This window comes from Comamonas sp. 17RB (assembly GCF_030056555.1).
GTDB lineage: Bacteria > Pseudomonadota > Gammaproteobacteria > Burkholderiales > Burkholderiaceae_C > Comamonas > Comamonas terrigena.
Genome location: NZ_JASHHY010000003.1, coordinates 267,662 through 289,834 on the forward strand (window position 1 = coordinate 267,662; position 22,173 = coordinate 289,834).

Sequence of the window (22,173 nt, forward strand, 5' to 3'; positions counted from 1 at the left end):
CCGCACCTTCCGAGTGCCCGAAGGCAGGCGGGTGGGCAAGAGTGGGCGAGTGCGGACAGGCCGCAGGCGATCAAGCGGTCTCGCTCATGCCCAGACGGCCTGCTACGAAGGCGAAGGCGAAAGCCAAGGCGCTGCAGGGCGATGCCGCCCGTCCAGGCGGCAGGCCGTCCAGCACAACGGCGCGATTTGCTTGCCAGATACTGACGGGCGCTTCAACTGGCGTAAAGCCTGCAAAAAGACGGCGCAGCAGCGCTAGCATGGCGACACTTGTCATCTGGAGTGAATTATGCGTTTCCCCCCTGGCGTACGGTCGCGGCGGTTGGTGCCCTGGCTCGCGCTTGCTGCGGCCATCCTGTTGGCGGTCGCTGCAGCATGGTGGTGGCAGGGGCACCGCCAGACCGGATCTGGCGACACGGGAGCTTCCGCACCGGCAGACCCTGGCCGCAGCGGCGGCCGGGGCGGTCCGAACCGCAACGGTGCGGGAACCACCGCCCAGCCCGTGTCCGTCGGCGTGGTGGACCGGCGGGATGTGCGCGTCCTCATCAGCGCCATCGGCACCTTGAATGCCCGGGCCACCGCCGTGGTGCGCGCCAAGGTTTCGGGCGAGCTGCAAAAGCTGTATTTCAAGGAAGGCGACGAAGTCAAGGCCGGCCAGTTGCTGGCCGATATCGATCCGCGCAGCTTCCAGGCTGCCCTGGGCCAGGTCCAGGGCGCCTTGCAGCGCGACCAGGCCCAGCTCAAGAATGCCCAGCTGGATCTGCAGCGCTACCAGGCACTGCTCGCCCAGGATTCGATTGCCAGCCAGCAGGTCGACACCCAGGCCGCACTGGTACGCCAGCTGCAAGGCACGGTCGCGGCAGACCAGGGACAGGTGGACGCCGCCAGACTGCAGCTCAGCTACACCAAGGTGACGGCCCCCATTGGGGGCAGGCTGGGTCTGCGCCAGGCGGATCTGGGCAATGTGGTGAACCCGTCGGACGCCAATGGACTGGTCACCATCACCCAGGTGCGGCCGATTGATGCCGTGTTTGCCATCCCCGAGGCCCACGTCAACACCCTGGCACTGCAGCTGGCCCAAGGCACCGAGCTGCCGGTCGAGCTGTGGGACCGCGAGCAAAAGCAGCTGCTGGGCAAAGGCCGGCTGAATGCGCTGGACAACGCCATTGACACCACCACCGGTACCGTCAAGGCCAAGGCGGCGTTCGCCAATGCCGAAGGCGGCCTGTTTGCCAACCAGTTCGTCAATGTCCGGCTGCAGGTCAACCGGCTGGAACAGGTGCTGACCGTGCCTGCCACGGCCGTGCAGAACAACTATGTGTATCTGGTGCAGGCTGACCACACGGTCACGCAGCGCAAGATCAAGGTCGGGGTGACCGATGGCGATCGCGTCAGCGTGCAGGGCGAACTGCAGCCGGGCGACCAGGTGGTCACCGATGGCATCGACCGCCTGCGCGAAGGCGCGCCCGTCACGGTGATCGCCGCCGGCAAGGTGCAGCAGGTCGACCAGGCCGTGCAGGACGCCGCCAGCCAGCCGCGCAGCATGCGCAATCTGACGCCCGCGCAGCGCGAACAGGTCGCCAAGATGAGCCCCGACGAGCGCAAGGCCTTCTTCCAGAAACTGCGCGCCGAACGGGCGGGCAATGCTGCAAATGGCGGTGGCGGTGGCGCAGCCCCAGGGTCGGCGCCCGCCGGCCAGCCGGGCGCCGCTGCTCCATCGGGGCCCTCCGCAGCAGGCACAGGCAATACGGCAGCCGGCGCCAGTGGTGGCCGTTGACACGGTCGTATGTGAACGGACCTGTACCAGACACACACGCCACAGACGTCTTCGGTCACCATGAACCTCTCCCGCCTCTTCATTCTACGGCCCATCGCCACCTCGCTCCTGATGGTGGCGGTGCTGATCTCCGGCATCCTGGCCTACCGGCTGCTGCCCATCTCGGCCCTGCCGGAGGTGGACTACCCCACCATTCAGGTCACCACGCTCTACCCCGGCGCCAGCCCGGACGTGATGACATCCAATGTCACGGCGCCGCTGGAGCGCCAGTTCGGCCAGATGCCGGGGCTGGACCAGATGTCGTCCACCAGCTCCGGGGGCGCATCCGTCATCAACCTGCGCTTCTCGCTGGACATGTCCATGGATGTGGCCGAGCAACAGGTGCAGGCCGCCATCAATGCCGGGGCCAATCTGCTGCCCAGCGACCTGCCCATGCCCCCGCTCTACAGCAAGGTCAACCCGGCCGATGCACCGGTGCTGACGCTGGCCATCACCTCGCCTTCGCTGCCGGTGATCCGCGTCAACGATCTGGTGGAGAACCGTCTGGCGCCCAAGCTGTCCCAGGTCAAGGGCGTGGGCCTGGTGGCCATCGCCGGCGGACGCCGGCCGGCCGTGCGCATCCAGGCCAACCCGACGGCCCTGGCCAGCTACGGCATGACGCTGGACGATGTGCGCACTGCCATTGCGGCAGCCAACGTCAAGGCCGCCAAGGGCGGATTTGACGGCCCCTACCGCGCCTCGACCATCGACGCCAACGACCAGCTGCAGTCCGCCTCCGAGTACCGCAATCTGCTGATCGCCTTCAAGAACGGCAACCCCATCCGCCTGGCCGACGTGGCCCAGACAGTGGACGACGCCGAGAACACGCGCCTGGCCGCCTGGGCCGGCACGCCGGCACAGGGCGCCAGTGCGGCGGTGATCCTCAACATCCGCCGCCAGCCGGGGGCGAACGTGATCGACACGGTGGACGCCATCAAGGCCTTGCTGCCCCAGCTGCAGGAAACGCTGCCGGCCTCGCTGGATGTGCACATCCTCACGGACCGCACGGTCACCATCCGGGCCTCGGTGGAGGACATGCAGTGGGAGCTCGCGCTGTCCATCTCCCTGGTGGTGATGGTGATCTTTCTGTTCCTGCGCAGCGCCTCGGCCACGCTCATCCCCAGTGTGGCGGTGCCGCTGTCGCTGATCGGCACCTTCGGTGTGATGTACCTGGCGGGCTTTTCCATCAACAACCTCACGCTGATGGCCCTGACCATCTCCACCGGCTTTGTGGTGGACGATGCCATCGTGATGATCGAGAACATCGCCCGTTTCGTCGAAAAGGGCGAGCCACCGATGCAGGCCGCGCTCAAGGGGGCCAAGCAGATCGGTTTCACCATCATCTCGCTGACGATCTCGCTGATCGCGGTGCTGATTCCGCTGCTGTTCATGGGGGATGTGGTCGGCCGTCTGTTCCATGAGTTCGCCATCACCATGGCGGTGGCCATCCTGATCTCGGCGGTGGTGTCGCTCACGCTCACCCCCATGCTGTGCGCGCGGCTGCTGCGCCACCAGCCGCAGGCCGAACCCAACAGTGCCCCGGCGCCGGCACGCACGGCCTGGGGCCGCATGGCGGATGCCGTGGCCCGGTGGTTCGATGGCGTCATCGTCGGCTACGGGCGCTGGCTGGACTGGGTGCTGGACCACCGTGCCCTAACCTGGCTGGTCTTCCTGGCCACGCTGGCGATCACGGTACTGCTGTACTTTGCCGTGCCCAAGGGCTTCTTTCCCGACCAGGACACCGGCACCATTGCGGCCACCACCGAAGCCGATCAGTCCATCTCGTTTGCCGCCATGGCCGAGCGCCAGCAGGCCCTGGCCGCACAGCTGCTGAAGGACCCCGCCGTGCAAAGCGTGTCCTCCTTCATCGGCGTGGATGGCAGCAACACTACGCTCAACACCGGGCGCATCCAGATCGACCTGGTGGCCCACGGCCAGCGCGACGCCATGGCCACCGTGCTGCGGCGCCTCAGCGATGCCGCCGGCCAGGTGCCCGGCATCCGCCTGTACGCCCAGCCGGTGCAGGACCTGACGATCGAAGACCGGCAGGCACGCACCCAGTACCAGCTGCTGCTGTCCTCACCCGATATGCCGCAGCTGGAAACCAGCACCCAGGCCCTGGTGGAGCGGCTGCGCCAGCTGCCGCAGCTGCTGGATGTGGGCAGCGATCTGCAGAACCAGGGGCGCCAGGCCTATGTGGAAATTGACCGCGCCCAGGCCAGCCGGCTGGGGGTGACGGTTGCCGCCGTGGACACAGCGCTCTACAACGCCTTCGGCCAGCGGCTGATCTCTACCATCTTCACCCAGTCCAACCAGTACCGGGTGGTGCTGGAAGTGGCGCCCCAGTTCAAGCTGGGCCCGGAAGCGCTGCAGTCCATCCATGTGGCCTCCAGCGCCGGCAAGCCAGTGCCGCTCACCTCGGTGGCCACGGTGCGCGAACGCCCCATGGCCCTGGCCGTCAACCACGTCGGCCAGTTGCCGGCCGCCACCATTTCCTTCAATACGGCACCCGGTGTGTCGCTGGGCCATGCGGTGGAGGCTGCACAGCAGGAAATCCAGTCCCTGCGCACGCGCGGGCAGCTGCCGCTGTCGGTGGATGCGCAGTTCCAGGGGGCGGCCCTGGCCTTCCAGGCCTCGCTGTCCAACACGCTGCTGCTGGTGCTGGCGGCCGTGATGACCATGTACATCGTGCTGGGCGTGCTGTATGAAAGCACCATCCACCCCATCACCATCCTGTCCACCTTGCCATCAGCAGGGGTGGGGGCACTGCTGGCACTGCTGCTGGCCGGGCTGGACCTGGACATCATCGCCATCATTGGCATCGTGCTGCTGATCGGCATCGTCAAGAAGAACGCCATCATGATGATCGACTTCGCGCTGGAGGCCCAGCGCGAGGGCGGCATGGGCGCACGGGCTGCCATCCACCAGGCCTGTCTGCTGCGCTTCCGACCGATTCTGATGACCACCCTGGCGGCCCTGCTGGGCGCGCTGCCGCTGATGATCGGCACCGGGGTGGGCAGCGAGCTGCGCCACCCCCTGGGGGTCACGCTGGTGGGCGGGCTGCTGCTCAGCCAGCTGCTGACGCTGTTCACCACGCCGGTGATCTACCTGACGTTCGAGGGCTGGGCCGAGCGCTGGCGCGTGCGCCATGGCCTGCCGGCGGTCCAGCACCTGCCGCGCAGCGAAGCCGATGTGCAGGAGGACGGCCATGCCTGATCCTCGCCGCCCGCCGTTTACGCCGTGTCGGCCCTGCCAGGTGTGCGCCCGGGAGGGGACATGAGCCTGTCCACCCCTTTCATCTTCCGCCCGATCGCCACCATGCTGCTGACCATCGGCATGGCCCTGGTGGGTGGCGTGGCCTATTTCCTGCTGCCGGTGGCGCCGCTGCCGCAGGTGGACTACCCCACCATCTCGGTCACGGCCAGCCTGCCCGGGGCCGCGCCGGACACCATGGCGGCCACCGTGGCGACGCCGCTGGAGCGGGCGCTGGGATCGATTGCCGGCGTCAATGAAATGACGTCCAGCTCCAGCCTGGGCAGCACCCGCATCACCCTGCAGTTCGATCTGTCGCGCACCGTGGACAGCGCCGCGCGCGATGTGCAGGCTGCCATCAACGCGGCGCGCACCCTGCTGCCTTCAGGCATGCCCAGCAATCCGACCTACCGCAAGGTCAACCCGGCCGATGCGCCCATCCTGATCCTGGCACTGACATCTTCCAGCCTCACCCGTGGGCAGATGTATGACGCCGCCTCCACCGTGCTGGCGCAGAAGCTCTCCCAGGTCGAAGGCGTGGGCCAGGCCAGCATCAGCGGCGGTGCCCTGCCCGCCGTGCGGGTGGAACTGGACCCGGTGCGCCTGGCGGCCAACGGCATTTCGCTGGAGCAGGTGCGCAGCGCCATCACCAGCACCAACGCCAACCGCCCCCTGGGGGCGGTGGAGCGCGAGGACCACTACTGGCAGGTGGGCACCAACGACCAGGCGTCCAAGGCGGCCGACTATGCGCCGCTGGTGCTCAGCTGGAACAATGGCTATGCCGTGCGGCTGCAGGATGTGGCCGAGGTCAGCGATTCGGTGCAGGACGTGCGCAACTTTGGCGTGGCCAATGGCAAACCCGCCATCCTGCTGCAGATCTTCAAACAGCCGGACGCCAACATCCTGGAAGCCGTGGACCGGGTGCGTGCCCTGCTGCCGCAGCTGCAGGCGTCCATTCCGGCGGCCATCGACATGACCATCGTCTCCGACCGCACCCCCACGCTGCGGGCCTCTGTGGTGGAGGTGGAACGCGCGTTGGCCATCTCGGTGGCCCTGGTGATCCTGGTGGTGTTTCTGTTCCTGCGCAACGGGCGGGCCACGCTGATCCCCGCCGTGGCCGTACCGGCCTCGCTGATGGGCACGTTCGGCATCATGTACCTGTGCGGCTACACGCTGGACAATCTGTCGCTGATGGCCCTGACGGTGGCCACGGGCTTTGTGGTGGACGATGCCATCGTGGTGCTGGAAAACGTGATGCGCCACATGGAGCGGGGCAAGTCACCCTTGCAGGCGGCGCTGCAGGGTGCACGGAAAATCGGTTTCACCGTGGTCTCCATGAGCCTGTCGCTGATTGCGGTGTTCGTGCCCATTCTGTTCATGGGCGGCATCGTGGGGCGTTTCTTCCGGGAGTTCGCGGTGGTCATGTCCGCGGCGATTCTGGTGTCCATGGTGGTGTCGCTGACCACCACACCCATGATGTGCGCGGCATTGCTGCGCACACCGGCACAGCAGGCCCGCATGCAGGCGCGCAAGGGCCAGCGCAGTGCCTGGCGGCAGCGCTGGCAAGGCTTCTGGCAGCGCATATCGGCCGCCATCGGCCGGGGCGAAACCGCGCTCACCGCAGGCTATCGCCGCACCCTGGCCTGGAGCCTGCGCCGCCAGCCCCTGGTGGTGCTGGTGCTGCTGGCGGTCATCGGGCTGAACGTCTACCTGTATGTGGCCATCGACAAGGGCTTCATGCCCCAGCAGGACACGGGGCGGGTGATGGGCTTCATCCGCGCCGACCAGTCCACCTCCTTCCAGGCCATGGAGCGGCGCATCCAGCGCTTTCTGGCCATCGTGCAGCAGGATCCGGCAGTGGAATACGTGACCGGTGTCACCGGCGGCGGCCAGCGCAATGCCGCCAACATCTTCATGTCGCTCAAGCCGCTGTCCGAGCGCAAGGTGTCCAGTGACGAGGTCATCAACCGCCTGCGCGACAAGCTCAAGAACGAGCCTGGTGCACGCCTGTTCATGGTGGCGCAGCAGGATGTCCGCATCGGCGGCCGCCAGAGCATGGCCTCCTACGATTTCACGCTGCAGGCCGACGACAACGCCGAATTGCGCACCTGGGAGCCGCGCATCCGCCAGGTACTGTCCACCCTGCCGGAGCTCACCGATGTGAACAGCGACGTGCAGGACTATGGCCTGCAGACCTCGTTGGTGATCGACCGCGACCAGGCCGCGCGCCTGGGACTGACGGTGGCGCAGATCGACAACACCCTGAACGACGCCTTCGGCCAGCGCCAGGTGGGGGTGATCTACAACCCGCTCAACCAGTACCGCGTGGTGATGGAAGCGGCCCCCCAGTTCCTGCAAAGCCCGGAGACGCTGCGCGGCTTCTTCTTCGTCAACAGCAGTGACGAGCAGGTGCCGCTGACAGCGTTTGCCCGCATCACCACCACCAACACCCCGCTGACGGTCAGCCACGAAGGCGGCACACCGGCCAGCACCATCAGCTACAGCCTGCCACCCGGGGTCTCGCTGTCGCAGGCCAATGACGCCATCCGCCAGGCCATGGCCGATCTGGGCATGCCGGTGTCCATACGCGGCAGCTTCAGCGGCACGGCCGGCGCTTTCCAGCAGGCACTGGCGGGGCAGCCACTGCTGATTCTGGCAGCCATCATCACCATCTACCTGGTGCTGGGCATCCTCTATGAAAACCTGGTCCACCCGCTGACCATCCTCTCCACGCTGCCATCGGCCGGCGTGGGCGCGCTGCTGGCGCTGATGCTGTGCAAGACCGAGTTCTCCCTGATCGCCTTCATCGGGGTGATCCTGCTGATCGGCCTGGTCAAGAAGAACGCCATCATGATGATCGACTTCGCGCTGGAGCGCGAGAAAGGCGGTCACGCCACGGCCGCGCAGGCCATCTACCGCGCCTGCAACCTGCGGCTGCGCCCCATTCTGATGACCACCATGGCCGCCATCTTCGGCGCGCTGCCTCTGGCACTGGGCCGGGGAGACGGAGCCGAGCTGCGCCAGCCGCTGGGCATTGCCATTGTGGGCGGCCTGCTGGTCAGCCAGTTGCTCACGCTCTACACCACGCCCGTGGTCTATGTGCTACTGGACCGCTTGCGTACCCGCTGGCAACGCAGCTGGCGGCGCCGGGGCAACGTGGCGGCCACACCCGGAGCACCCGCATGATTGACTGGACCCACGCTATGCATGAAAAAGGCCTGCCTGTCCGATGGCACGCGCTGAATCCGTTCGCTGATCTGAAGTCGCCCTGGCCCGTGGCCAGCCTGCTCCTGGCCTTGGCCCTGGGACTGACCGGCTGTTCCATGGCCCCCACCTACCAGCGCCCGGCGCTGGATGTGCCCGCCACCTTCAAGGAAGCCACCCCTTCTGCGACCGAGTGGGGAGTGTGGCAGCCTGCCCGCCATGGCGCCACGCAAGGCGATACAGCGGCTGCCGTGCCCGCATCCTGGTGGTCGCTGTATGGCGACGCCACGCTGAACCGGCTGCAGGACCAGGCTGAGGCCGGCAGCCCCAGCGTGGAACAGGCGGTGGCCCGGCTGCGTGCCGCACAGGCTGCGGTGGCCAGCAGCCGGGCCGGCCTGTTTCCGACACTGGGCGCATCGGGCAGCGCCAGCCGGGCGCGTGCAGGCGGCAGCACGGGCAGCAGCAACGGCGGCAGTGCAGGCATCAACAACAGCTACTCACTGGGCCTGAACGCCAGCTGGGAGCTGGACCTGTGGGGCCGGCTGTCCGGTCAGGTGGCGGCCGACCAGCTGAGCGCCCAGGCCAGCCGGGACGACCTGTCCGCGGCACGCCTGTCCAGCCAGGCGACGGTGGCACAGACGTATTTCGCGCTGCGCGCGGCCGAAGCGCAGATGCAGCTGCTGCAGGACAGCCTGCAGGCGTACCTGCAAAGCTGGCAGCTGACACAGAACCGCTACCGCGCCGGTGTGGCCTCGTCGGCCGATGTGGCCCAGGCCGAATCACAGTACAAGAGCACCCAGGCCCAGTTGCTGGAAGCCCGGACCACACGCGCCCAGTACGAACATGCCCTGGCTGCACTGCTGGGCCTGGCCCCCGCCCAGTTCAGCCTGCCCGTCACCGGGCAGCTTCCGGCTGCGCCGCAGGTGCCGGGCATGCTGGCCTCCACCCTGCTGGAACAGCGCCCCGACATTGCGGCGGCGGAACGCCGTGTGGCCGCGGCCAATGCCCAGGTGGGCGTGGCGCGTTCCGCCTACTTTCCGGCGCTCACGCTGTCGGCAGCAGGCGGCTATCGCAGCAGCACACTGTCGCACCTGCTGAGTGCGCCCAATCTGTTCTGGTCGCTGGGGCCGGCGATGGCGCTGAGCCTGTTCGACGGTGGTGCTCGCTCGGCCGCAGTGGAGTCGGCCCGCGCAGCGCTGGATCTGGCAGGCGCCACCTACAAGCAAACCGTGCTGACCGCGCTGCAGGAGGTGGAGGACAACCTGGTGGCCGCCACCCACCTGGCGCAGGAGCAGCAGGTGCAGACCGAGGCCGTGGCCGCCGCGCAAAAGGCGCTGGACGTGGCCAACAACCAGTACAAGGCCGGTACCGTGGCCTACCTGAATGTGCTGTCGGCCCAGACCACGGTGCTGAGCGCGCAGAACAGTCTGATCAGCGTGCAGAACCGGCGCCTGGCGGCCACCAACACCCTGCTGAAGAACGTGGCCGGGCGCTGGGCGCCTTGAGCGCGGCAGGCCACATGGCCTCCTCTCGGTGCCAGGCCATCACAGCGTGATCAGCATGGCCACCACCGTGGCCGCCATGGCTGCGGTGGCCAGCCACCCCAGGGCACGCAGGCGATGGCCTATGGTGTGCACCCCCATGGTGTCCCGCCGGGTGGCCAGCAGCATCATCACCACCATGATGGGCACCGCAATCACCCCGTTGAGCACGGCCGCCCAGAACAGCTCCTTCACCGGGTCTGTCGGCGTGAAACACAGCACCACACCGCCGAACGTGGCGAATGCGATCACCCCGTAGAAGCCACGGCCCTCACCTTGCCCCAGCCGCGCGCTCAAGGTGCCTTCCCACCGGAAGGCTTCCGCAACGGCATACGCCGCAGACCCCGCCAGCACCGGCACCGCCAGCATGCCCGTGCCGATGATGCCCAGGCTGAACAACAAAAATGTGAGATCGCCGGCCACCGGCCGCAACGCTTCGGCCGCCTGTGCAGAGGTTTCGATGTGGGTGAGCCCTGCCGCATGCAAGGTGGCGGCCGTGCTCAGGATGACAAAGAAAGCGATCAGGTTGGAGAACGTCATCCCCAGGATGGTGTCGAACTTGATCCGGCGCAGATGGTGCCGGACCTCCTGCAGCGAATGCTCCGGGCCGCCGCGCAGGTCTTCCATCTCCTGCGCCGCCTGCCAGAAAAACAGATAGGGGCTGATGGTGGTGCCAAAGAGCGCGACCACCATCAACAGCACCTCGTTGCTGAGCGTCAGGCGTGGATACACCACCGCGCGCAGCACATCGCCCCAGTTCAGCGGAATGGTCAACGCCACCGCCACATAGGCGAGCAAGGCCAGGGTCAGCCATTTCAGCCCGCGCACATACACGCGGTACGGCAGAAACACCTGCAGCAGCAGGCACAGCATCCCGAAGCTGACGACATAGACATGGGCCGAACCACCCAGCAGAAGCCGCAATGCCTCGGCCATGGCCGCCAGATCGGCGGCAATGTTCAGGGTGTTGGCGCCGACCAGCAGCGTGACCGTACAGACCAGCACCCAGCGCGGATAGGCCTGTCCGATATTGGCCACCAGACCACGGCGTGTCACATAGCCGATGCGCGCGCTGATGATCTGGATGGCCGCCATCAGCGGCAAGGTGAAGACCATGCTCCAGAGCATGGAGAAGCCGAACTGCGCCCCGGCCTGGGAGTAGGTGGCGATACCGCTGGGGTCGTCGTCGGCAGCCCCGGTGATCAGCCCGGGACCCAGGGATTGGAAACTCTTGCGCAGCCGCTGTGACCAGGTTGCTTGCATGGGGGCTCTCTGAAGAACGGAAATGGCTCTGTACCGCCCGGGCGCCGGCATGCATACGGCGTCTGGCTGCAGGAATCGCCATTATTCCTTCCCTGTGCAGCCTCCTCCTCCCCGTATCGCGCCCCGTTCCGACCGCCGAGCCGTCCATGTGCTGCGCATGAAAAAACCGCCCACATCCTGCGGATGGGGCGGTGAGTGCATGGCGGACACGGCGCAGCAGCGCGCCGGTCAGAAGCCGTCGCTCAATCGTCCAGCAGCGACAGGTCGCGCACGGCGCCGGTATCCGCGCTCGTGACCAGCATGGCATAGGCCTTCAGTGCGGCCGAGATCTTGCGCGGACGCGGCTTGGCCGGCTTCCAGCCCTTGGCGTTCTGCACTTCGCGGCGTCGGGCCAGTTCTTCATCGCTGACCAGCGCATTGATGGTGCGGTTGGGAATGTCGATGCGGATCTTGTCGCCGTTCTGCACCAGGCCGATGGCGCCGCCTGCAGCAGCTTCGGGCGAGCAGTGGCCGATGGACAGACCCGAGGTACCGCCGGAGAAACGACCATCGGTCAGCAGCGCGCAGGCCTTGCCCAGGCCCTTGGACTTGAGGTAGCTGGTGGGGTACAGCATCTCCTGCATGCCGGGGCCGCCCTTGGGGCCTTCGTAGCGCACGATCACCACGTCACCGGCCTGGACCTTGTCGGCCAGGATGTTTTCCACGGCTTCGTCCTGCGATTCGACCACGTGGGCCGTGCCTTCAAACACCAGAATGGACTCGTCCACCCCGGCGGACTTCACCACGCAGCCATTCAGGGCGATGTTGCCGGTCAGCACCGCCAGACCGCCTTCCTTGCTGAACGCATGCTCATAGCTACGGATGCAGCCCTCGGCACGGTCCAGGTCCAGGCTGGGCCAGCGGGTGCTCTGGCTGAAAGCCACCTGCGTGGGAATGCCGGCAGGGCCAGCCATGTAGAAGTGGCGCACGGCCTCATCCTGCGTGCGCACGATGTCCCACTGGTCCAGCGCTTCCTTCAGCGTCTTGGCATGCACGGTGGGCACATCGGTATGCAGCTTGCCAGCACGGTCCAGCTCGCCCAGGATGGCCATGATGCCGCCGGCGCGGTGCACGTCTTCGATGTGGTACTTGGGCGTGTTGGGTGCGACCTTGCACAGCTGGGGCACGACGCGCGAGAGGCGGTCGATGTCGGCCATGGTGAAGTCGATACCGGCTTCCTTGGCAATCGCCAGCAGGTGCAGGATGGTGTTGGTGGAGCCGCCCATGGCGATATCCAGCGTGATGGCGTTCTCGAAGGCCTTGAAGCCCACGGCACGCGGCAGCACCGATGCATCGTCCTGCTCGTAGTGCTGGCGGGCCAGCTCCACGATGCGGCGACCGGCGCGCAGGAACAGCGCTTCACGGTCGGCGTGCGTGGCCACCACGGTGCCGTTGCCGGGCAGGGACAGGCCCAGCGCCTCGGTCAGGCAGTTCATGGAGTTGGCGGTGAACATGCCCGAGCAGGAACCGCAGGTCGGGCAGGCCGAGCGCTCCACCTCTGCCACCTCGGCGTCGGAATAGCGCTGGTCGGCGGCGATCACCATGGCGTCCACCAGATCCAGCTTCTTGAATTCGATGGTCTTGGTCTCGGGATTCGCCAGCTTGGTCTTGCCCGCTTCCATGGGGCCGCCGGAGACAAAGATCACCGGGATGTTCAGGCGCATGGCGGCCATCAGCATGCCGGGGGTGATCTTGTCGCAGTTGGAGATGCACACCAGCGCGTCGGCGCAGTGGGCGTTCACCATGTATTCGACCGAATCGGCAATCAGGTCACGGCTGGGCAGCGAATACAGCATGCCGTCGTGGCCCATGGCAATGCCATCGTCCACGGCGATGGTGTTGAATTCCTTGGCCACGCCGCCGGCCTTTTCAATCTCGCGCGCCACCAGCTGCCCCAGGTCCTTCAGGTGCACGTGGCCGGGCACGAACTGGGTGAAGGAGTTGGCAATGGCGATGATGGGCTTTTCGAAGTCGCCATCTTTCATGCCGGTGGCACGCCACAAGGCGCGCGCACCTGCCATGTTGCGGCCGCCGGTGGAGGTTTTGGAACGGTATGCGGGCATGGGGAATGTCGTTGTAGCAAAGGTCTGCAGGCCTGCGTGCAGGGGCCGGTTTGCCACCGTCCATCCCACGCAGGATCACCGCAGATTATCACCCAGCCACCCCGCGAAGGCGCAGGCGCAAATCCCTGCTGGCGACCAAGCCAGCCATCGCAAAACGCGACAGCAGCCTTCTGGTGCGTACCGGCGCCACCGCCCTGCCAACCCCAATAACCCCATGGCATTCCCCCGCTTGCAGGGAATGCGCACCCACCTGCGGCCGGGCCTACAATCTGACCCTGTTTCCCCCACTTCTGCCAAAGCCCTCGAGGAAAAAGTAGCTATGAAGCGTGCTCTGATCACCCTGGCCCTGACCTTGTCCGTTGCCGCCCCAGCCATGGCCGATCTGGCGCTGGCCCAGTCCAAGAACTGCATGGCCTGCCATGCCGTGGACAAGAAGCTGGTGGGCCCCTCCTACAAGGACGTGGCCGGCAAGTACGCCGGCCAGAAGGACGCTGCGGACAAGCTGGCGGCCAAGATCGTCAAGGGTGGCAGCGGCGTCTGGGGCCCCGTGCCCATGCCTGCCAACACCCAGGTCAGCGAAGCCGATGCCAAGAAGCTGGCCGCCTGGATTCTGACCTTGAAGTAATCCCGCACCGCGCGGGCACCCGCCGCAGGGCAGCGCGACCCCGGCCCACAAAAAAGCCGCCTGGCCTGTGCCCGGCGGCTTTTTTCTTTTTCACATGGCGCATGCCGCCCCCTGCGACGCCGTCGCTGCCTGCGCGCCGGGCGCGGGCCCGACTGCAGCAGCGCCGCCATCACAGCAACGGATCGGCGCGGCCTTCGGCCGGTTTGGCCGCATGGCCCTTGCCGCTGCCCCAATCGGCGGCCACGCCGGCGCGCAGCTGCTGCTCCAGCTGGCCGACATAGGCGGCGGTGGAATTGTCACTTTCCTGGGCGCGGGCCTTGAACTGCTCTTCCAGCGCATCCAGGCGATTGAGCAGTTGCTGCTGCGCTTCCTGGTGGCGCAGCTCCAGCACCGTGCGCAGCTCGGTGAAGCGCGAGGCCTCGGCCTTGTCGGCCAGTTCGCGCTGGGCCAGCATTTCCTTGTTGTGCCGGCGCGTCTCCATCAGCACCGAACCCTGCAGCGTGACCACGTAGGCCACAAAGAAGATGGCCAGCAGCGCCGTCAGGCACAGCATGATCAGGCCCAGCGGGGCCTCCACCGTAGTGAAGCCCAACGAGACGGGCGTGGATTGGTTCAGCGCCTGCCAGTTCATCGTGGCCAGGAACACGATCAGCAGCACGATCAAGGTCAGCAAAGCGGTTCTTGCTTTCATGAAAATCTCCAAGGTCCGGTCAGCGGGCGTGGCACTACTGCCTGCCCTTCGCTGCATTTGTAACGCATCTTGGATTCAGCCCAGGTAGGAATGGCCCCTGTCCCGCGCCACATTGGCGCTTGTTTGCGCCAGTCCAGAAAAAAGCCACCGCTTGTGGCGGTGGCATAAACGGGTGCGGCGGTACCGCATCCGAAGCATCAGGGCCGCAGCGGTCGCAGAGCACCCGGTGTGTCCGCGTTGCGCGGCGTTCTGGATCAGTTGGTCTTGGCCAGCTGCTCCAGGATCGCAGGGTTTTCCAGCGTGCTGGTGTCCTGGGTGATGGCCTCGCCCTTGGCGATGGAGCGCAGCAGACGGCGCATGATCTTGCCGCTGCGGGTCTTGGGCAGGTTCTCGCCAAAGCGGATGTCCTTGGGCTTGGCGATGGGTCCGATTTCCTTGGCCACCCAGTTGCGCAGCTCGTTGGCCAGGGCCTTGGCTTCTTCGCCGGTCGGCACCGGGCGCTTGAGCACCACGAAGGCGCAGATGGCTTCTCCGGTCAGGTCGTCCGGGCGGCCCACCACAGCGGCTTCGGCCACCAGATCGGTCTTGGACACCAGCGCGGATTCGATTTCCATCGTGCCCATGCGGTGGCCGGAGACGTTCAGCACATCGTCGATGCGGCCGGTGATGCGGAAGTAGCCGCGGTCTTCGCTGCGCACGGCGCCGTCGCCGGCCAGGTAGTAGCCCTTGAGCTCTTCGGGGAAGTAGCTCTTCTTGAAGCGCTCGGGGTCGCCCCAGATATTGCGGATCATCGACGGCCAGGGCTTCTTGACCACCAGGATGCCGCCGGCGCCGTTGGGCATGTCGTTGCCGGATTCATCGACGATGGCCGCGGTGATGCCGGGCAGCGGCAAGGTGCACGAACCGGGCACCAGCGGGGTGGCACCAGGCAGCGGCGTGATCATGTGGCCGCCGTTTTCGGTCTGCCAGAAGGTGTCCACGATCGGGCAGCGCTCGCCACCGATGTGCTTGTAGTACCACATCCAGGCTTCGGGGTTGATGGGCTCGCCCACGCTGCCCAGGATGCGCAGCGACGACAGGTTCCAGTTCTTGGGGTGCACCTTCTCGTCGGAATCCGCGGCCTTGATCAGCGAACGGATGGCCGTGGGCGCGGTGTAGAACACCGTGCAGCCATGGCGCTCGATCATCTGCCAGAAGCGGCCGGCGTTCGGGAAGGTCGGCACGCCTTCGAACACGATCTGCGTGGCACCCGCCGACAGCGGGCCGTAGGCCACATAGGTATGGCCGGTGATCCAGCCGATGTCGGCCGTGCACCAGAACACATCGCTGTCCTTCATGTCGAAGGTCCAGTTCACCGTCTGGCGCGCCCACAGCATGTAGCCACCGGTGCTGTGCTGCACGCCCTTGGGCTTGCCGGTGGAGCCGCTGGTGTAGAGGATGAACAGCGGGTGCTCGGCATTCACCGGCACGGCCGGGCATTCGGTCGACTGGCCTGCCAGCGCTTCGGTGAAGGTGATGTCACGGCCGGCCACCATGGCGCATGCCGTGGGTGTGCGCTCGTACACCAGCACCGTCTTGACGGCATCGCAGCCGCCCAGCGCCAGCGCGTCGTCGACGATGGCCTTCAGCGGCAGCTCCTTGCCACCACGCATCTGGTAGTTGGCCGTGACCACCGCGGTGGCGCCCACGTCCACGATGCGCTCCTGCACCGCCTTGGCCGAGAAGCCGCCGAACACCACCGAGTGCGTGGCACCGATGCGCGCGCAGGCCTGCATGGCCACCACGCCTTCGATGGTCATGGGCATGTAGATCAGCACGCGGTCGCCCTTTTGCACGCCACGGGCCTTGAGCGCGTTGGCGAACTGGCTCACGCGGGCCAGCAGCTCCTTGTAGGTGACCTTGGTGACTTCGCCGCCGTCGGCTTCAAAGATGATGGCGGTCTTGTTCTCGACCGGCGTGCCGATGTGCTTGTCCAGGCAGTTGGCGCTGGCGTTCAGTTCACCGTCGGCAAACCACTTGAAGAACGGGGCATTGCTCTGGTCCAGCACCTGGGTGAAGGGCTTGGTCCACACCACGTTTTCACGGGCCAGGCGGGCCCAATAACCTTCATAGTCCTTGTCCGCTTCGGCACACAGGGCTTCGTAAGCGGCCATGCCGGACACACGGGCAGCCTTCTGGGTCGCATCGGATGGGGGAAAGACGCGGTTTTCCACCAGCACGGATTCGATGGCGTTGGTCGGTGCGTTCATGGCTGAGTCTCCTTGCACTTGTAGGGTTTGTTTGCGGCGTACTGTCGTGTCGGGCACTTACATACCACTGACTCGCCGTCTATCTCCCACTGTAGCCCGCAAAAAGCCCTGCCTTCCCCCTCGGGTTTCCACAATGCCGCCGCATACAATGCCCGCCCAGCAGCGCTTCGCTGCTACGGTTTCCTTCAACCATCCTCTGACCCACCATGGCCCACGCTGACCCGAAATCCGAGTCTCCTGCCTCCCCCCCCTCTTCCACGCCCGTGGCCCTGCGTCCCCTGCCAGCCCTGATCTTTGCCAGCCGCTGGCTGCAGCTGCCGCTGTACCTGGGCCTGATCGCAGCCCAGGGCGTCTATGTCTGGCACTTCCTGATCGAGCTGCTGCACCTGGTGGAAGCCGCCTTCGGCAGCCAGGAAGCGCTGCAGGCACTGATCACCAACATCGGCTACAAACCCGAAGCCGCCATCACCGGCCTGAACGAGACCGTCATCATGCTGGTGGTGCTGGCCCTGATCGACGTGGTGATGATCTCCAACCTGCTGATCATGGTGATCGTCGGCGGGTACGAAACCTTTGTCAGCCGCCTGGGCCTGGACAGCCACCCCGACCAGCCCGAGTGGCTGGACCATGTGAACGCCTCCGTGCTCAAGGTCAAGCTGGCCCTGTCCATCATCGGAATCAGCTCTATCCACCTGCTCAAGAGCTTCATCAACGCCGGCAACTATGAAGTGCAGGTGCTGATGTGGCAGACCATCATCCATGTGGTCTTCCTGCTCAGCGCCCTGGCCATTGCCTTCACCGACAAGCTGATCCACAGCAGCCACGCCAGCCACAGCGCCCACTGAGCCCCCTCTGCAAAGCGCCCACCAGGGCGTTTTTTGCCCGCATGCAACCCCGGCTACCGCAAGGTTCCGGGGTTGCTGCTTTTTCCGCTCCGTTGCCAGCGGCAGAAAGCATGAAGCCCACCGTTGCCAGCCCCACGAATGCTGCAACGCAAAAAAATCATTGACAGCAACATAACGAATAGTTAGAATAAACGCTTCATTAACAACCTGCCATGCAGGTAATCCATCCCTTTCGCGGGTGGATTGACTCTGGCGCGCACCGTTGCCACGCAACGCGCTGCCGCCACAGGCCGGACTCCGGCCCTGATGCACGGACTTTCATCCGGGTGGCTTTCGGCCTTGCGCCACCACCCGTTCCGAGGGAAAGCAACCGGCGGTCTGACCGTTGACTTCCTCCCTCGCTCCTGCGGCCCTTGCGCACCCTCGCGTGCCATGCGGGCCCTGCCATACCTGCCCTTCAATGTGGCGCAACGGGTGTTCCCCGCTGCGCCAGTGCATCGGGCCCCACGTTTTCCGGCTTCGCGTGTAGGCCGCCATGGGCATGCCCATGGCGCGGCTGCACTGTGTTCAACCTCCAAAACCAATGAGGGAGAGAAACCAGTGGCCAAACAAATTCGCATCGAGCATGTGTTCAAAGTCTTCGGCGACCAGCCGCAGGCTGCGCTCGACCTGGTGCAGCAAGGGCTGTCGAAACAAGACATCCTGCAGCGCACCGGCCAGTCCATCGGCGTGTTCGACGCCCATTTCACCATCGAGGCCGGCGAGGTCTTTGTCATCATGGGCCTGTCCGGCTCGGGCAAGTCCACGCTGGTGCGCCTGCTCAACCGCCTGATCGAGCCCACCAGCGGCCAGATCGTGGTGGATGGCCAGGACATCAACCAGCTCAACGACCGCGACCTGCGCGCCCTGCGCCGCAAGGACATCTCCATGGTGTTCCAGTCGTTCGCGCTGATGCCCCACATGACGGTGCTGGACAACACCGCCTTCGGCCTGGAACTGGCCGGCGTGGACAAGCCCACGCGCCAGAAAGCCGCACAGGAAGCGCTGGAACAGGTGGGCCTGGGCGCCTGGGGTGCCAGCTACCCCGACGCCCTGTCGGGCGGCATGCAGCAACGCGTGGGCCTGGCCCGTGCCCTGGCATCCGACCCCAGCATCCTGCTGATGGACGAGGCGTTCTCCGCCCTGGACCCCATCATCCGCACCGAGATGCAATCCGAGATCCTGCGCCTGCAGCAGATCAAGCGGCGCACCGTGGTCTTCATCTCGCACGACCTGGATGAAGCCATGCGCATTGGCGACCGCATCGCCATCATGAAGGATGGCCAGGTGGTGCAGGTGGGCACGCCCGATGAAATCCTGCGCAGCCCGGCCAACGACTACGTGCGCAACTTTGTACGTGGCGTGGATGCGGCCTCGGTCTTCAAGGCCGCCGACATCGCCCGCCAGGCCATGACCATCGTCTCCGAACACAGCGACCGCGGCTGCCGCGCCGCGCTGCGCCTGATCGAGGACTCCGACCGCGACCACGCCTATGTGGTCAACAGCCGCAAGCGCTACCTGGGTGTCGTCTCTTCGCAGTCCCTGCGGGATGCGCTGCAGGGCCAGCCCGGCATGCGCGGCCTGCAGCACGCCTTCATCCCCAACGCCGTGCCGCTGGCCAGCAGCACGCCGGTGGCCGATCTGTTCGGTCCGGTGGCGGCCGTGCCCTTCGCGCTGCCTGTGGTGGACGAGGACGGTAGCTTCCTTGGGGTGGTCAGCCGCACCACCATGCTCAAGTTCCTGGACCGCGACACCCCCCCCGTGCCGCCGCCCCAGATCGAAGTGCCGCCCATCCAGCTGAATCCGAAGTTCCCCGTACATGCGGCGGAACCCGCCGTGGCGCCGCATGCCCAGCCTGCCGCGCCTGTCCATAACCAGACCGGAGATGCCGCATGAACGATTTGCACACCACCACCCCGGTGCAGGACGATCCCTGGGCCGCCAGCACCGCACAGGACGCCCCGAACCCGATGCCCGCCACCTCGGCCGACGCTGCGGTCGACGATCCCTGGGCGGCCAGCAGCGTGCAGGCCGATGCGCCCACGGCCAACGCCACCGACGCAGGCACCGACCCCTGGGGCGGCAGCGCCGGTGCGCCCGACGCCGGCATGGACTGGCTCAGCGCCCCGGCCACATCCACCCCGGTGGATGACAGCAGCCAGAGCGGCCTGACGGCCCTGTGGCACCAGATCACCACCGAAGGCCTGCCGGTGCAGGACGCCATCAACGACGGCTTGGGCTGGGTGGTCGAGCACTTCCGGCCCTTCTTCCAGGCGGTGCGCACCCCCATTGATGCCACCCTCAACGGCGTGACCGACACCTTGCTGGCCGTGCCCATGCCGGTGCTGGTGCTGCTGATTGCCCTGCTGTCCTGGCAGTTCGCCAGCCGCAAGCTGGCCATCGGTTCGGCCATCTCGCTGCTGATCGTCGCGGCACTGGGCATCTGGTCCGAAGCCATGGTGACTCTGGCCCTGGTGCTGACCTCGCTGCTGTTCTGCGTGGTCATCGGCCTGCCGGTGGGCATTGTGCTGGCCAGCAGCGACCGCGCCCAGCGCTGGATGCGCCCGGTGCTGGACGCCATGCAGACGACGCCGGCCTTTGTCTATCTGGTGCCGGTGGTGATGCTGTTCGGCATCGGCAATGTGCCGGGGGTGATCGTGACCATCGTGTTCGCGCTGCCGCCGCTGATCCGCCTGACCAATCTGGGCATCCGCCAGGTGCGTCCGGACCTGATCGAGGCCAGCCGCGCCTACGGCGCCTCGCCCTGGCAGCTGCTGTGGAAAGTGCAGCTGCCGCTGGCCATGCCGTCCATCATGACCGGCATCAACCAGGCACTGATGCTGTCGCTGTCCATGGTGGTCATCGCCTCCATGATCGCCGTCGGCGGTCTGGGCCAGATGGTGCTGCGCGGTATCGGCCGCCTGGACATGGGCCTGGCCACCGTGGGCGGCCTGGGCATTGTGCTGCTGGCCATCGTGCTGGACCGTCTGACCCAGGCCATGGGTGAAAACACACGCGGCAGCGCCCGCTGGTGGCAGACCGGCCCGGCAGGCCTGGTGGTGCGCATGCTGCGCCCGGCCCCCGCGGCGCCGACAGCGGCCACAGCGGCCACAGCGGCCACAGCGCAGGCAGCGCCAACTGCGGCTGCGGCAACCACGGCACAGCCCACTCCGCTGCCGCCCCAGCCATCGGCCGGCTGACGGCCAGCCCATTCGCTGATGGCCTGCACGACCGTGGTGTCGTGCCAGGCCACCAGCCAGGCACCTCCCCCAGACACCACACCCACCACAACACAAAGGAACACCAAGGATGACGTTGCACACTGCATACACCCCCGATACACAGACCCTCCCCACCGCCAACGCCCCCCGCTCGGCCTGGCAGCGCGCCTGCGCCGTCGCCGCAGGCCTGGCCATGGCTGGCAGCATGGCCTTGGCGGCCGACAGCGCCGACCTGCCCGGCAAGGGCGTGAAAGTCCAGCCGCTGAAAAGCTCCATCGCCGAAGAAACCTTCCAGACCCTGCTGGTCATCAAAGCCCTGGAGCAACTGGGCTACGACGTGCAGCCCGTGAAGGAAGTGGAATACCCCACGGCCCATATCGCCCTGGCCAATGGCGACGCCACCTTCATGGCCAACCACTGGAACCCGCTGCATGCCGACTACTACAAGAATGCCGGTGGTGACGCCAAGCTCTACCGCCAGGGCGTGTTCTCAGCCAACGCCGCCCAGGGCTACCTGATCGACAAGAAGACGGCCGACGCCCACCAGATCACCAACCTGGGCCAGCTCAAGGATCCCGAGATTGCCAAGCTGTTCGACACCGACGGTGACGGCAAGGCCGACCTGACCGGCTGCACCCCCGGCTGGGGCTGTGAGGCCATGATCGAACACCAGCTGTCCGCCTATAAGCTGCGCGACACGGTCACGCACAAGCAGGGCACCTACGCCGCGCTGATGGCCGACACCATCACCCGCTACAAGGCCGGCAAGCCCATCCTCTACTACACCTGGACGCCGTACTGGGTGAGCAATGTGCTCAAGCCCGGCAAGGACGTGGTCTGGCTGCAGGTGCCTTTCTCGGCCATGCCCGGTGAGCAGGCCGGCACCGACACCAAGCTGGCCAATGGCAAGAACTACGGCTTCATCGCCAACAACCAGCAGATCGTGGCCAACAAGGCCTGGGCGGAAAAGAACCCCGCCGCTGCCAAGCTGTTTGCCGTGATGCAGCTGTCCGTGGCCGACATCAATGCCCAGAACTACATGATGAGCCAGGGCCAGGGCAAGGCAGCCGACATCGAGCGCCACACCACGGGCTGGATCAAGGCGCACCAAAAGCAGTTCGACGGCTGGCTGCAGCAGGCACGCGACGCGGCCCGCTGAAGTCCGCGCGGAAACGCGCTCTGGCGCTTGCTGCACCCATACAGCAAGCGCCTGCACCCAGCGCACATCCATCCACCGGCCCCTGCGGCCGGTTTTTTTGTGCGGGCAGGCACGGTCTATGCATTCACTGTCGATGGACCCGGTCGCCTGCACCACGATGCAGCACCGG

Annotated in this window: 14 protein-coding genes; 9 read left to right on the top strand and 5 right to left on the bottom strand. The window is 66.3% G+C overall.

What is annotated here, in order from left to right:
* Positions 1-70: 70 nt before the first annotated feature.
* Positions 71-259 (bottom strand): hypothetical protein, encoded by a 189-nt coding sequence (locus QM470_RS07520; RefSeq protein WP_283338763.1) that lies wholly within the window; start codon positions 257-259, stop codon positions 71-73.
* A gap of 27 nt (positions 260-286) precedes the next feature.
* Here QM470_RS07520 and QM470_RS07525 point away from each other — a divergent pair, with 27 nt between their 5' ends.
* From QM470_RS07525 to QM470_RS07540, 4 genes are read left to right on the top strand one after another with little or no spacing between them, the layout of a single operon-like run.
* On the top strand, positions 287-1,774 hold the full coding sequence (locus QM470_RS07525) for an efflux RND transporter periplasmic adaptor subunit (RefSeq protein ID WP_283338764.1): 1,488 nt from the start codon (positions 287-289) through the stop codon (positions 1,772-1,774).
* Positions 1,775-1,834: 60 nt separating this feature from the next.
* Complete coding sequence (locus QM470_RS07530; protein WP_283338765.1) at positions 1,835-5,029, top strand: multidrug efflux RND transporter permease subunit; 3,195 nt, start codon at positions 1,835-1,837, stop codon at positions 5,027-5,029.
* Between the two features lie 60 nt (positions 5,030-5,089).
* On the top strand, positions 5,090-8,251 hold the full coding sequence (locus QM470_RS07535; RefSeq protein ID WP_283338766.1) for a multidrug efflux RND transporter permease subunit: 3,162 nt from the start codon (positions 5,090-5,092) through the stop codon (positions 8,249-8,251).
* Positions 8,248-9,774, top strand: a complete 1,527-nt coding sequence (locus tag QM470_RS07540; protein WP_283338767.1) for an efflux transporter outer membrane subunit — start codon at positions 8,248-8,250, stop codon at positions 9,772-9,774. Before QM470_RS07535 ends, QM470_RS07540 begins: the two co-directional genes overlap by 4 nt.
* A gap of 39 nt (positions 9,775-9,813) precedes the next feature.
* Here QM470_RS07540 and QM470_RS07545 read toward each other — a convergent pair whose 3' ends face one another.
* Both QM470_RS07545 and ilvD read right to left on the bottom strand, forming a co-directional pair.
* Positions 9,814-11,073, bottom strand: coding sequence for an NRAMP family divalent metal transporter (locus QM470_RS07545; RefSeq protein WP_283338768.1), 1,260 nt, complete (start codon positions 11,071-11,073; stop codon positions 9,814-9,816).
* A gap of 242 nt (positions 11,074-11,315) precedes the next feature.
* On the bottom strand, positions 11,316-13,175 hold the full coding sequence (gene ilvD / locus QM470_RS07550) for a dihydroxy-acid dehydratase (RefSeq protein ID WP_283338769.1): 1,860 nt from the start codon (positions 13,173-13,175) through the stop codon (positions 11,316-11,318).
* A 319-nt stretch (positions 13,176-13,494) separates the two neighbouring features.
* On the opposite strand from ilvD, the gene QM470_RS07555 reads away from it, so the two are divergent.
* Complete coding sequence (locus tag QM470_RS07555) at positions 13,495-13,800, top strand: c-type cytochrome (RefSeq protein ID WP_283338770.1); 306 nt, start codon at positions 13,495-13,497, stop codon at positions 13,798-13,800.
* Between the two features lie 169 nt (positions 13,801-13,969).
* On the opposite strand, the gene QM470_RS07560 is transcribed toward QM470_RS07555, so the two are convergent.
* Positions 13,970-14,491: a LapA family protein gene (locus QM470_RS07560; RefSeq protein ID WP_225608565.1), complete on the bottom strand. Its 522-nt coding sequence runs from the start codon at positions 14,489-14,491 to the stop codon at positions 13,970-13,972.
* Positions 14,492-14,745: 254 nt separating this feature from the next.
* Positions 14,746-16,740, bottom strand: a complete 1,995-nt coding sequence (acs, locus tag QM470_RS07565) for an acetate--CoA ligase (protein ID WP_283338771.1) — start codon at positions 16,738-16,740, stop codon at positions 14,746-14,748.
* 206 nt (positions 16,741-16,946) lie between these two features.
* Between acs and QM470_RS07570 the strand changes: the two genes are divergently transcribed.
* From QM470_RS07570 to proX, 4 genes are all read left to right on the top strand, one after another.
* Complete coding sequence (locus QM470_RS07570) at positions 16,947-17,585, top strand: TIGR00645 family protein (RefSeq protein WP_283338772.1); 639 nt, start codon at positions 16,947-16,949, stop codon at positions 17,583-17,585.
* 600 nt (positions 17,586-18,185) lie between these two features.
* The gene (proV, locus tag QM470_RS07575) at positions 18,186-19,520 is read left to right on the top strand and encodes a glycine betaine/L-proline ABC transporter ATP-binding protein ProV (protein ID WP_280010598.1); all 1,335 of its coding nucleotides are present in this window, start codon (positions 18,186-18,188) and stop codon (positions 19,518-19,520) included.
* A complete protein-coding gene (proW, locus tag QM470_RS07580) occupies positions 19,517-20,824 on the top strand; it encodes a glycine betaine/L-proline ABC transporter permease ProW (protein ID WP_283338773.1) in 1,308 nt (435 codons plus the stop codon). The genes proV and proW overlap by 4 nt, the downstream gene beginning before the upstream one ends.
* 214 nt (positions 20,825-21,038) lie before the next feature.
* Positions 21,039-22,004 (top strand): glycine betaine/L-proline ABC transporter substrate-binding protein ProX, encoded by a 966-nt coding sequence (gene proX / locus QM470_RS07585; protein WP_283338878.1) that lies wholly within the window; start codon positions 21,039-21,041, stop codon positions 22,002-22,004.
* The last annotated feature ends 169 nt before the right edge of the window (positions 22,005-22,173 follow it).